Below are 12488 nucleotides of genomic sequence, written 5' to 3'. Positions count from 1 at the left end.
ACCCAGGGAAAGGCGGCGAGCCCGCGGCCATCCGGCCGGGAGTGCTCGCGGTCGAGCCGGCGGAGACCGGAACTCTGCTCCACCTGGCCTCCGGCCACCACGTCGTCAGTGCCGCGGCATCCGACACCCACACTCCGCCGGTCAGCAGCCGACCGGTCCTCTTCTCTCGGGAGACAGCATGAGAACAACCAGACTGACGGCGTTGGTGGCCGCCTTGACGGCCGGTACCGTGCTGGCCGCGTGCAGCGGAGGCACCAACGCGAGCGGCAGCACCTCCAAGACCCTGACGATCGCCTCGGTCGACCAGGGATCCGTGGAGGACGTGGTCGCCGCGTTCAAGAAGGCCAATCCGGGCGTCGAGGTGCGCCTGACCACCAGCGGCGCCGACCAGTACCAGCAGCAGATCCGTACGAAACTGGCCTCCGGCACCGCACCGGATGTGATGTCGGTGTGGCCCGGCAACGGCAACCCCGGCGCCACCTACGTTCTGGCCGAACCCGGCTACCTGCTCGACCTGTCCGACCGGCCCTGGGCGCGGAAAATGCCCGCCGCGGTCAAATCCGTCGCCCAGTACGAGGGCAAGACGTACAACGCGGTCTTCGGCCTCAACGGTATCGGCGCCGTCTACAACCAGGACGCCCTGGACAAGGCGGGACTCACCCCACCGGGCACCTGGAGTGAACTCCTGGACTTCTGCCGCGAGGCAGCCGCCAAAAAGACCCCCGCCTTCGCCCTGGGCAACCAGGACAACTGGGTCACCCAGACCGTGCTCTACGCACTCGTCGCCACCACCGTCTACGGCCCCGACCGGAACTTCGACAAGAAGATGCAGGACGGCCGGGCCACCTTCGCCAAGTCCGCATGGACCACCGCACTGGCCAAGTACAAGGAGATGGAGAAGACCGGCTGCTTCCAGAAGAGCCCGCTCAGCACCAGCTACGAGGCCAGCCAGGAACTCGCCGCCGGCGGGAAGACCCTGGGCATCGTCCAGGGCAACTGGATCGTGGCCCTGCTCAAGGGCAAGAACCCGGACGGCAAGTTCGTCCTCAAGGCCCTTCCCGCGAGCGACGATCCCGGCGGGTTCCTCATGCCCGCCGCGGCCGGCATGGGATACGGCGTCAACGCCAAGGCGAAGAACAAGGATCTCGCCCTGAAGTTCGTGGACTTCGTGATGTCTCCCGACGGCATGAGCCTGTTCGCGAAGAAGCAGGGCAGCCTGCCGACGCTCCCCGGCACCGGCCACACCTCGGACCCCGCACTCGCCGAACTCACCACGTTCATCGACGAAGACAGAACCGTGCCGTTCATGGACCAGCTCTGGCCCAACTCCAAGGTGCAGCAGACCATGCTCAGCGGCCTCCAGGAGATGTTCAGCGGCCAGGCCGACGCCGACGACGTGCTCAGGGACATGGACAGCGACTACCGGGCCGGAACCTGACCGGCACGAACCCGCCTCAGCCCCTCCCCGGTACGCCCGGGTGGAGCGTTTCCGATCAGCCCCGGACCGTGGGCGAATACCACCGAACACCGAGCAAGGAGTTCAGCATGCCCGCAGAGCCGCGGAACGGCCTCAGCCGCAGACACCTCATCGGGATCCTCGTAGCCGGTGCGGCCGGTCTGGCGCTGCCTCTGGGAGCCGGCGGCACGGCCGCCGCCCTCGACCACCGTGGCGCGACGGCGCCGACGACGGTCGGTCACCTCAGCGTCAACGGCCGCGAGGACGAGCCCCTCGGTGTGGACGACACCGCACCGAGACTGGGCTGGCGCGTGACGAACGCCCCGAACGGGTGGGCGCAGAGCGCGTATCAGATACGGGCCGCGCACAGTGCTCCGCATCTCGTCCGGGGCCCGTATCTCTGGGACTCCGGCAAGGTCCGCTCGGACGCCCAGACCGACATCCCGTGGAGCGGGCGCGCCCTGACGTCCCGACAGGAGGTGGTGTGGCAGGTGAGGGTGTGGGACAACCGCGGCCGTGTGACTCCGTGGAGCCGGCCCTCTTCGTGGGAGATGGGGCTTCTGAAGCGCGGTGACTGGGGCGAGGCCCGGTGGATCGAGTACCCGGCCCGTGAAGTCGGCGATCCGCTGCCGCTGTTCGCGCGTCCCTTCAAGATCGAGCAGCGGCACGCGGCGGGAGTCGTCAAGGCGAGGCTCTATCTCTCGGGGGTCGGACTGCACCTCGCCCAGCTCAACGGCAAGGCCGTCACCGACGAGGTTCTCGCGCCCGGCAACTCCAACTACCAGCTCTCCACCGAGTATCGCGTGTACGACGTGACGCGCCTGGTGCGCCCTGGTGCCAACACCGTGGGCGTCGAGCTGGGGAACGGGACGGCGCTGGTGACGCGCTCCGTCACCAATCCGGCCACCGGACGTACGGCTCCGTACAGTTGGTGGCAGAGCCAGGTGAAGGGCAGCGGGACCCTGTCCGCGCCGGCCGGGGCCGGGGACACCGTCATCAAGGTGAGCGGTGTGACCGGCTACCACATCGGCGGCACGGTCAACATCGACACGGGTGACGGCGGAGAGCGACTGGAGTCGCGTGAGATCACCGCGATCGGCACGCCAGGCGCGGAGGGGACGGGCATCGGCTTCAAGCCCGGCCTCAAATCCGCCCACCCGACGGGCGTTGCGGTCACCGGCTCGGGAAACTCTCTGGCGAGCACCGACCCCAGCGCGGGCGCCGCTGTGACACCCCGGCTCATCGCCCGCCTGGAGATCACAAGAGCTGACGGTTCTGTCGACACGATCGTCAGCGACCGTGCGTGGAAGACGGCGTTCGGCCCGGCAACGACCGACAACTGGTACTCCGGGACCGACTACGACGCACGCCGCGAACAAGCCGGGTGGGCCGACCCCCGAGCCGACCTCGGTGCGACGGCGAAACGCCGCGACGGCTCACCCGTCGGATGGATCCACGCGGGCATCGCGCCGCCCCCCAACCTGACGACGGAACTCGTCTGGCGTGCCGGCGAACCGGTAAGAGTGGTCGACCGGATCCGCCCGGTCGGCCTCACCGAGCCCCGCCCCGGCGTATGGGTCTTCGACTTCGGCCAGAACTTCGCCGGCCGGCCCGAACTCACCCTCGACCGGTCCGTACCGGCAGGCACCACGGTCACGATGCGGCCGGCGGAGTCGCTGGCCGCCGACGGCACCGTCAGCCAGGCGTCCATCATGGGCGGCGGCGCCGGCCGCGGCACCGACGTGTTCGCCACGTACACCGCGCGCGGCGACCGCGACGGCGAGAGCTGGCACCCCGAACTCAACTACTTCGGCATGCAATGGGTCCAGGTCACCGGCCTCCCCGAAGGCTACAAGCCGAGCATCAGGACGCTCACCGGCCTGCAACTCCACGCGGACACGCCGGCCGCAGGCACCTTCACCACGTCCAACGCGCGGATCAACCGCATCCACCGCATGGCCCGCTACTCCGTCATGAGCAACATGATGTCCACGTTCACCGACTGCCCCGGCCGCGAGAAACTGGCCTATCCCGCCGACTACCTCCAGCCCTTCAGCTCGCTGCACCGCCACTTCGGCTACGCCGCCTACCTGCGCACGATGCAACGCCACCTCGCGGAAGGCCAGTCCAGAGCCGGAGACAACATCGGCAACGTCGCGCTGAAGGCCCCCGTCTACGACTGGGGCTACACCGGCAGGTTCGGCGACGAGATCAACTGGGGGAACGGGATCGTCCTGACGCCGTGGTACCTGTACGAGACGTACGGCGACACCCGGACGATGGCGAGCTATTACTCCCAGATGCAGGCGTTCCTGACGTACATCAGAACGCGGAAGGCCGGTACGGGCGCCAACGCGTTCATCGTGGATGCCGCGCTGGCTGACTGGATCGCGGCCGAGCCCACCTCGGGCCGGATTACCGGAACGTGGGGGTATCACCAGATCGCCGACCGCATGGCGAAGATGGCCGCTCTCTTGGGGCGGCACGCCGACGCGGAGGAGTATCGCGCTCTCGCCGACCACATCAAGACCGCGTTCAACGACGTGTTCTTCAACACGGCACTGGGCCGCTACACCAGCGAAGGCAACCTCGGCACCGCCGGCGCGACACAGGCCGCGCAGGCACTCGCGCTCGACGAAGGACTGGTACCCGACAGCGAGCGCGAGCGGGTCCTCGGCGCACTCGTCGAACTCGTCGAGAACTTCCACCCATTCGGAGGCGGCCCGCACTTCGGCGGCGGCACCATCGGACTCGCGCCGACCGTACGAGCACTCACGGCCGCCGGCCGTGACGACGTGCTGTGGAAGGTCCTCCAGGAGGACACCCGGCCAAGCTACGGGTACTTCATGGCCCCCACCACGGCCAACCCCGGGGGCCTCACCACCATCCCCGAGCAGTGGGACATGGGGAACTCCAAGAACCATGTGATCCTCCTTCAGATCGAGGAGTGGTTCCACAGCGCGCTCGTCGGAATCCGCCAGGCACCCGGCTCCGCCGGCTACCGCGAGCTCGTCATCGACCCACGCGTCGCGGGCGATCTCACGCACGCCGAAGGCAGCTACCGGACCCCGTACGGCGAGGCCGCATCCAAGTGGACCCTCAAGGGCGACACCTTCCGCCTGACAGTCACCGTGCCGCCGAACACCACGGCCGAAGTGAGGTTGCCCAAGGGGGTCGTCCGGCCGTACGAAGGCCCGGACGGGGCCACACCCCAGGACACCGCCGGGGACCGCCCCATCTACAACGTGCCCTCCGGTACGTACAGCTTCACCGTACGAGACGTACCCAGCACAACGTAATCATCGGTCTCGCGGCCGATGAACTCCCCCTGGCTCGTCGCCGTTGGATCGGCTCCCGCCGGTCTCGCGGACCGAGTCCGCGAATCGGGGACCTTCGAGGTCGAGGCCCGTGGCGGGGACCGCGCTGTCGGTGCCGGAATCGGCACCGGGAGCAGCGGGACGACGTGCTCGTCGGATCCCGGGTCATTCGGCGGGTGCGTAGATCACGATCCAGTGGTCCCGTTCGGCGTCGTGGAGCATCTCGCTCTGGAAGGTGAGCAGTCCTCGGGTCGGGTGGCGCAGGTGTTTCACGGCGGACCGCCCTGCTGTGACCTCGCCTTGTGCCCAGTGGCTCCGGAAGGTGGCGCTGGTGGCCGAGAGTTCCGTGAACAGGGACCGGAGGTACTGGTCGTTGGGGTATCGGCCCATCGCCGAGCGGAGTTCCGCCGTGGCCCACCGGGTGTACCGGTGGGCTCCGTCGTCTCCGAGGATGCGGCGGGCCGTGGGCGTGAAGCCATGGTGGACGATGTTGCGACGGTACCGACCCGCGCCGGCGAGGGGCCCGAGGAGTTCGGTGGCGGCGGCGTTGCGCGCCATCACGTCCAGGCGTCCGTTGTGGACGGTGACGGGGAGGGTGTCGTCGAGGCCGCGCAGCAGTCGGAGGAGCCCTGGCCGGATCTCGCTGTCAGGGGCGAGCGGCTCGGGGGGCAGCTCGCCGGCGAGTCGGAAGAGGTGATCGCGCTCGGCGGCTGTGAGGCCGAGGGCGCGTGCCAGTGCGGTGAGGATCTCCCGCGACGGTCGTGGCGCCCGCCCCTGCTCCAGGCGGGTGTAGTACTCGACGGAGATCCCGGCGGCCTCGGCCAGTTCCTGTCGTCGCAGCCCCGGGACCCGTCGCCGTGGCGGCGGCCGGTCGGCCGGCTGCTTGGGAGGTGCCATCATGGCGCGCTGATGACGCAGGTACTTCCCGAAGTCCGCCCTGTTCGTCGTCGGCATGAACAGCATTCTGCCATCGGCCGTCGGTTGACTGGCCCTCCCAGTACCAGGTTTGAGGGGGTCTTCCCCGTCTGTCGAAGATCGCGCACGGTTGTCGTGGAGCGCGACGTGTGTCGGGTGGCACGAGCGTTTCTCCACCGCACCCGCATCAGACTAAGGAGGGTCCTCGTGCCCACGAACCGCATCGCTCTCATCACCGGAGCCAACCAGGGCATCGGCAAGCAGGTCGCGAAGGAGCTGGTCTCCGACGGCGTCACCGTGTTCGTCGGGTCCCGCGACCTCGCCCGCGGCGAGGCGGCGGCCGCCGAGATCGGCGACGGTGCCACCGCGCTCCGGATCGACGTGACCGACGCGGCGTCGATCGCCTCGGCCGCCGAGCGGATCGGTGAGGAGGCAGGTCGGCTCGACCTGCTCGTCAACAACGCCGCCATCTCCACCACCCGCGCCGACGTCGGCGGCATGGCCGAACTCCGCGCCTTGTCGGAGCCGAGCATCGCCCCGCTGGAGGAGGTGCGGGCCGTCTGGGAGGTGAACGTCTTCGGCGCGCTGGCGGTGTACCAGGCCATGCTGCCACTGCTTCGCAAGTCGTCGGACGCGCGAATCGTGAACGTCACGAGCGCACTTGGCTCGCTGACGAACGCTGCCGACCCGGCCTTCGCGTACCGCTCGACCTTCGAGCCGGTCTACTCCGCGTCCAAGACGGCGCTCAACGCCGTGACGCTGTCGATGATGATGGAGCTGGAAGCGACCGACATCAAGGTCAACCTCGTCTCGCCGGGGTTCGCGAACACCTCACTGGTCAACTTCGAGGGGACGGAGTCGGTCGAGGACGCCGCCCGCGAGGTGGTGCGCGTCGCCCGCCTCGGACCGAACGGGCCGACCGGCACCTTCACCCTCTGGGAAGGCGTGGACGTCCCGTGGTGATCGACCGGCAAGGTGACCTGACAACCTGACCGCCACCCGACTCGATCCGCGTGTGGACGTACGCACTCTTCCCGACGCGCTGCGGCAGCGCGGCGACAGACAGCCCGACGACACGGCCTATGTCTTCCTGCACCACGGCGAGGAACCGCTCCGCTGTCACCCGGCGCCAGGTTCATGCCCTGGGCGATCGAGGCGATCATCTGCTCGGACGGCCGGGGGCCGCGTTCGCGTTCGCGTCGTGCGTAGGGCTCGGTCGACATGTGGCACAGGTGCGCGACTTCCTCGCGCCGCAGCCCGCTGGTCCGGCGTCGTCGCCCCCGTACGAGGCCGACGTCCTCGGGTTGCAGGGACTCCCGGCGGTGGCGCAGGAACTCGGCCAGTCCGGTTCTATCGATCAACGTTGCTTTCCACGGTTCCCGGGCACGACTCGTCCTGCCGGCCTTGGCGGGCGGACATTGTCGGTGGTGAGGGTGATGGCCTGCTGCCTCACCGACCCGCCGGACAACGAGAGCCGACCTGAGCCGGACACACCACGGGTCCGGGGAATCAGGCGTGACGTCCCCGGGGTCCGGTACGGGCTCGCGCTGTCCAACGACCGTGTCTCCCCGGCGTCACGTCGTGGCCGGCTCCGGCACTTCGACGCACTCAGCGACCTTGCGTGCTATCGCGGCCACTTGTGGCGGGAGGTAGCGGTCCAGGGGATCGACGTCCTCGCAGACCTTGGCTCGGAGCCCATGCAGGCACGCCTCGGTGAACCGCCGTTGCTCATCGAGCCGGGCACGGCCGCCGTGAGGTCCGCCGTTTCAAGGTCTACACCGTCCGGCCCGGCCCGTTCTTCCCCCACGCCGTCGAGGCCATGGAGATCAAGCGCCGCCGCACCCACCGCAAGACCGGCAAGGTCGAGACGAAGACCGTCTACGCGGTCACCGGCCTCCCACCCGAGCAGGCCGGCCCAGAACAACTCGCCGAACTCGTGCGGAAACACTGGTCAGTTGAGGCCCCGCACCACGTCAGAGACGTGACCTACGGCGAGGACGCCTCACGAGTACGCACCGGTACAACACCCCGCGCCATGGCCACCCCGCGCAACCTCACCATCGGACTCACACCCCCGGCACGCGACCGCCACGCTCCAGCTCACAGCCTGAGAACGCATCGCCACTGGGATGGGAGAGGCCGTCTCTCCTGCGGGGGACCCGTACACATCCGCAGGGGCACCACCGGGGCCGAACCAGCCGATCAGCAACCCGGGTTGGCGGTGCTCCACGATCCCGCGCCTTGTGTGCATGCGTGACTTACACTAGCGTCAGAGCTTGATGCATCAACTAGATGCCAATCCGTGGGCTCCCGTAGCAACTGACATCAGGAACCGGCCCCGTCGGCATGGAGCCGATGAGTCACTCCCAACGCATCGCGGACGCCCCCGGACCACATTCGACCCCCGGCGATCTGGTTCTTTCCTGGCGTGTCCCATAAGTTTCAATTGAATGAGGACGAATGACCGGAATTATGCCCAACGCCCAAGCCCAATCGACGAAGAATCCCCCCGGTGCGGATTTGATCGTATTCAATGCGAAAATCTTCACCAATAACCGCGGTCAGACCGAAGCATCCGCTTTGGCCGTGAAGGGCGGCCGCATCTACTCGGTTGGTCCCGATGCAGACATTTTGAGTTTGAAAAATTCAGAAACGAAGATCATCGACGCGCGCGGCCGCAGGCTCATTCCGGGCATTATCGATGCGCACACTCACGTGCTCAACGAAAGTGGCTACAATTACAATATAAGGTGGGACGGCGTACCTACGCTGCGTCGCGCGCTGAGCATGCTGCGCGAGCAGGCGGAGCGAACGCCTGAGGGACACTGGGTCAAAGTGATCGGCGGCTGGTCCCCCTACCAGTTCGCGGAGAACCGGTTCCCTACGATGGACGAGCTGCACGAAGCCGTGCACAACCGTCCGTTGATCGTGCAATACGCCTATAACCGCGCCTTCCTGAATAAGCAGGCGATGGAATTGTTGGGCGTGGGCACCGATCGGTTTCCCGATCTGCCAGGAGCCGAATTCGAGAAGGACGGTCAAGGACATTACACCGGTGTGATGCACGGATACACATTCGACTTCGTCGCCGTGGAGACCATGGTCCCGCAACTTTCGTTCGACGAAGAAGTCAGCTCGCTGATCCATACCGTCCACGCCCTGAACCGTTTCGGTGTCACCTCGGTCGTGGATGCCGGCGCCAGGGAGGGCTACCCCGAACCCCAAGCCACCGTAGACGTCCTGGCCCGTGACAACCGTCTCAACGTGCGCATGCCCTTCGTCGACATGCAACTCGGCGACGGCGGCCCAATCAATATGGTGGACGCAGAAATTGAAGCGATCACCAAAACCGCTCCCATCAGCCCAGGTCAGAACCTGCACCCGACCCTGGAACATGGCCACGAATATCGTGGCGCCGGCGAAGTGTTGCAGGCGGAAGTGCACGATCATGAGAATTTCGACCGTCCGGCGGTCATCATCGACCCCGACCAGATGCAGAGACACGTCGAGGAAAATGTCGCCAATTTGGTCCGGCGGCGTATCCCTTTTCGCATGCACATCAGCTACAACGAAAACATCACGCCGTTCCTTGACGCCTTGGAGAAGATGAACGAAGAAACGCCGCTAGACGGTTTGCGATGGAGCATCGAACACGCCGAAACCATCACTCCGGAGAACATCGACCGGGTCAAAAGGCTTGGCGGCGGAATTGCCTTGGACGCCAAAATGGCGCTGCATGGAGATGCGTTCATCAAAACTCACGGCCTCGAAAAGGCTCTGAGAACTCCGCGCCTGCGCCAGCTGGTCGATAGCGAAATCCCTCTCGCCATGACCACCGATGCTTTCCGGGCAGCCACCTTCAACCCGTGGGTAGGCGTCAGCTGGATGGTGTCTGGAAAGTCGGTCTCCGGGTCTGAAGTGCTTGCTGAGGCCAATCGCCTGTCCCGCGTCGAGGCACTCAAGCTGTTTACCAGTGGTTCAGCATGGTTCATGAACGCAGAATCCGAAATGGGCATGATCGCTCCAGGACACCTGGCGGATTTTGCACTGTTGGACAGGGACTATTTCACCGTTCCTGAGAATCAGATCAAACATGTTTGCTCCGTCTTGACTGTCCTGGATGGAGGGGTGGTGTTCGGGGCGCAGGACTACAGCACCCTCACGCCGCGTCTGCCCGATATCCTGCCCGCTTGGTCACCCGTCAAATATTTCGGGGGCTACCACCACGGAGCCGAGTAAGCCAACGCGCTTGAGTGGGGCCTCCTCGGCCGCCACTCACAGCATGCGACTCGCGCAAGCTACTGAACTTGATCGGGTGATGTCGGGCTGTTCGCCGGACCGCGTGTGGGTGGCCTCGGTAGTCCTGGTGGGGTGAGATATCCGCAGGGCGGCGGCTTGACCGACGCCGAGAGGGCCGGGCGAGAGCGGGTCCGGCTCCAGGCCGTGACTGGCTTCGGGGCCGGCGAGGAGAACCGGGAGATCGCTGCCGCGCTGCGTGTCTCTGAGCGGTCGGTGGAACGTTGGCGGCGCCATTGGCGCGAGGAGGGCCTGGCTGGACTGGTTCGAAGGGATCTCCCGGCCGGCCGCGGCTGTCTGACAAGCAGATAGCCAGGCTGGAACGGGAGTTGGACCGTGGACCGCTGGCCCACGGGTGGACCGATCAGCGGTGGACGCTGGCCCGGGTGAAGACGATGATCGGCCGCCTGTTCCATGTCACGTACACCGTTCAGGGCACGCGGCGGCTGCTGCGGCGGCACGGCTGGTCATGGCAGCAGCCCGCCCGGCGCGCGATCGAGCGCGATGACGACGCGGTGGAGCTGTGGCGGCGGGAGGTCTGGCCGCGGGTAAGAGCACCGCAGCGGTGAACAACGCCTGGGTTGTCTTCGAGGACGAGGCCGGCCAGTCGATGACACCGCCGCGCGCCAGGACCTGGGGCCGCCAGGGCCTCACCCCGGTCGTTCGAGTGCGCGGACGGGGATCGGGCCGTGTGTCGATGGCAGGTATGACCTGCTACAAACCCGGCGAGCGGTCCCGGCTGATCTACGCGATCCGCGAGTACCGCGGGCGCAAGGACGAACCGAAGGGCTTCGGCTGGAAGGACTACCGCGACCTGATCACCCGCGCCCACACCCAGCTCGGCGGCCCGATCGTTCTCGTATGGGACAACCTGCGCATGCACCTGGTCGCTTCGCTGCGGGAGTTCTTCGAGGCCAACGCCGCCTGGCTCACCGTTTTCCAGCTACCGACCTATGCACCCGACCTCAACCCGCAGGAAGGCATCTGGTCCCTGGTCAAACGCGATATCGGCAACCTCGCCGCAGCCGACCTCAGCCAGATCACCCGAGCCGTGAAACATCGCCTCAAAAGGATCCAGTACCGGCCGGCGCTGGTGGACGGCTGCCTGGCGGCCACGGGTCTGGTACTGGAGAGCTGACGCGCTTCAGTCTTGCCAGTTCGCGTAGTTGCCCATCGCGATGTCGTCACACAGGGTCTCCCATAGCCCGTTGTGTGCGAGGGCGGTGTCATCGAGGGCGGCGAGGACCTCGCGAAGGTCGTCCGCCGCCTCGTCGAATTTGTCCTCCTCTTCCTCTTCGTAGAACGGAAAGCGGGCGATGGTGGCTGCGACGCACCGGTGGAAGGCCCCGAGGTCCCTGCTCACGTGATTGGTGGTCGAAGACTCGGTTGAGGGGACGTGCACGATGCGGCCCGAAGCCACTTCGATGGCGATGAGTCCGAACAGACCACTGGTCCCGAAGACGACCAGCTCGCTCTTGCCGATCCTGCCGAAGACCGCGGCCTCAGCCAGCGATCGGTACTCGTAGCCGATCAGACCAGCCGGTACGCCGGTCTGACGCAGATCGGCGGCGATCTCCGTAGGCACCTCTGGTGAGCAGCCAATACGGACTACGACGTACTGGGGCACCGGCAACGGCGGCAGGTCTCGAATCACACCGACATCATCCCCGTAGCCACCCGCCTTGGGAAAGCCACGAGCCGGGCCCGACCACCACGCAGCAGACCCCGACATCACGAGTTCAAGTTCAGTATTGGGGGCGGGAACTATGATGAGCCCGTCCGGCCCGGGGCTGCTTCGGCAAAAGAGCTGAAGAATCCGGCGAAGTAGGCCCGCACACCCGGCCCGTTCGGCAGAACACGTATTTGTTGGCTATGGGCACGTAGTCGCCGACATAGGTGCGGGTGATCTCAAGGGGGCACGAACGGCGGATTGTGGTGCTCGCCCACGGCGAGCACGTTCAGCCCGACCTCCCCGGCCTTGGGCGCGATCTCGACCAAGGCCTTGATCGGATCGCGCGCGTGATGCGGAACTTCATCCCGACCGCTTAAGGCCGTGTCCTATGCGGGTGGTCGCTCGCGGAAATGGTTACGCGACAAACGCATCGGTGTCCGCGCGTCGTCCCCGCTCTCGGGCATGTCCCGGTACGCATGATCACCAACGGTGCCGTCGACCGCACCGTGCAGAACTGGATCGCCGACGAGCACAGCCGGTCAACCCTCAAGAACACCAGTGCCGTCCTGGTCCCCGTTATGGAGCAGGCGGTCCGGGACGGCCTCTCGTGCGGTCGGCCGAAGCGCCTCGTCGCGGCGTCCCACGATCGGTTCCACGGCTGGGGAGAGGTCGTCCTCTTCGCAGCGTGCGCCGCCGCCCCCGTCGGCATCACCCGCTGACACCGGTCGAGGAACCCTGGTCCCCACCTGGTCCCCAAAAAAGATCAAAGGCCGGTCTCGGATTTCTCCGAAACCGGCCCTGATCTGCGACTCTCACGAGTCGGGACGACAGG

7 protein-coding genes and 3 pseudogenes are annotated in these 12488 nt (G+C 66.7%); 7 read left to right on the top strand and 3 right to left on the bottom strand.

The window, feature by feature from the left end:
- The 3 genes from P3L51_RS31350 to P3L51_RS31340 form a co-directional block, all read left to right on the top strand.
- Nucleotides 1-182: hypothetical protein (locus P3L51_RS31350; RefSeq protein ID WP_354608714.1), on the top strand; the 182-nt coding region annotated here is incomplete at its 5' end.
- The gene (locus P3L51_RS31345) at nucleotides 179-1438 is read left to right on the top strand and encodes an ABC transporter substrate-binding protein (RefSeq protein ID WP_354608713.1); all 1260 of its coding nucleotides are present in this window, start codon (nucleotides 179-181) and stop codon (nucleotides 1436-1438) included. The genes P3L51_RS31350 and P3L51_RS31345, both read left to right, overlap by 4 nt.
- A gap of 107 nt (nucleotides 1439-1545) precedes the next feature.
- The gene (locus tag P3L51_RS31340; RefSeq protein ID WP_354608712.1) at nucleotides 1546-4755 is read left to right on the top strand and encodes a family 78 glycoside hydrolase catalytic domain; all 3210 of its coding nucleotides are present in this window, start codon (nucleotides 1546-1548) and stop codon (nucleotides 4753-4755) included.
- Nucleotides 4756-4938: 183 nt separating this feature from the next.
- Here P3L51_RS31340 and P3L51_RS31335 read toward each other — a convergent pair whose 3' ends face one another.
- Nucleotides 4939-5727, bottom strand: a complete 789-nt coding sequence (locus tag P3L51_RS31335; RefSeq protein ID WP_354608711.1) for a helix-turn-helix transcriptional regulator — start codon at nucleotides 5725-5727, stop codon at nucleotides 4939-4941.
- Nucleotides 5728-5895: 168 nt separating this feature from the next.
- Between P3L51_RS31335 and P3L51_RS31330 the strand changes: the two genes are divergently transcribed.
- Complete coding sequence (locus tag P3L51_RS31330) at nucleotides 5896-6651, top strand: SDR family NAD(P)-dependent oxidoreductase (protein ID WP_354608710.1); 756 nt, start codon at nucleotides 5896-5898, stop codon at nucleotides 6649-6651.
- Nucleotides 6652-6815: 164 nt separating this feature from the next.
- Here P3L51_RS31330 and P3L51_RS31325 read toward each other — a convergent pair.
- Nucleotides 6816-7049: pseudogene (locus P3L51_RS31325) on the bottom strand (transcriptional regulator); the annotation flags it as partial.
- A 1099-nt stretch (nucleotides 7050-8148) separates the two neighbouring features.
- Between P3L51_RS31325 and P3L51_RS31320 the strand changes: the two are divergent.
- Nucleotides 8149-9927 carry an amidohydrolase gene (locus P3L51_RS31320; protein WP_354608709.1) on the top strand — a complete coding sequence of 593 codons (1779 nt, stop codon included), beginning with the start codon at nucleotides 8149-8151 and terminating at the stop codon, nucleotides 9925-9927.
- 132 nt (nucleotides 9928-10059) lie between these two features.
- Nucleotides 10060-11122, top strand: a pseudogene (locus P3L51_RS36060) (IS630 family transposase).
- Between the two features lie 6 nt (nucleotides 11123-11128).
- Here the strand turns inward: P3L51_RS36060 and P3L51_RS31305 are convergent.
- Entirely contained in the window at nucleotides 11129-11638 is a 510-nt protein-coding gene (locus P3L51_RS31305; protein ID WP_354608708.1) for an SUKH-4 family immunity protein, read from the bottom strand.
- A gap of 458 nt (nucleotides 11639-12096) precedes the next feature.
- Between P3L51_RS31305 and P3L51_RS31300 the strand changes: the two are divergent.
- A pseudogene (locus P3L51_RS31300) lies at nucleotides 12097-12363 on the top strand (site-specific integrase); the annotation flags it as partial.
- Nucleotides 12364-12488 lie beyond the last annotated feature (125 nt).

It is taken from the genome of Streptomyces panacea, assembly GCF_040560175.1.
Lineage (GTDB): Bacteria > Actinomycetota > Actinomycetes > Streptomycetales > Streptomycetaceae > Streptomyces > Streptomyces panacea.
The sequence above is the reverse complement of the archived record's forward strand: the minus strand, read 5'-3'. Positions and strand labels throughout refer to the sequence as shown.

Excerpts from the sequence above, each read along its gene's own strand:
- P3L51_RS31345 (WP_354608713.1), top strand. The coding sequence starts at position 179 with ATGAGAACAACCAGACTGACGGCGTTGGTGGCCGCCTTGACGGCCGGT.
- P3L51_RS31340 (WP_354608712.1), top strand. The coding sequence starts at position 1,546 with ATGCCCGCAGAGCCGCGGAACGGCCTCAGCCGCAGACACCTCATCGGG.
- P3L51_RS31335 (WP_354608711.1), bottom strand. The coding sequence starts at position 5,727 with ATGCCGACGACGAACAGGGCGGACTTCGGGAAGTACCTGCGTCATCAG.
- P3L51_RS31320 (WP_354608709.1), top strand. The coding sequence starts at position 8,149 with ATGACCGGAATTATGCCCAACGCCCAAGCCCAATCGACGAAGAATCCC.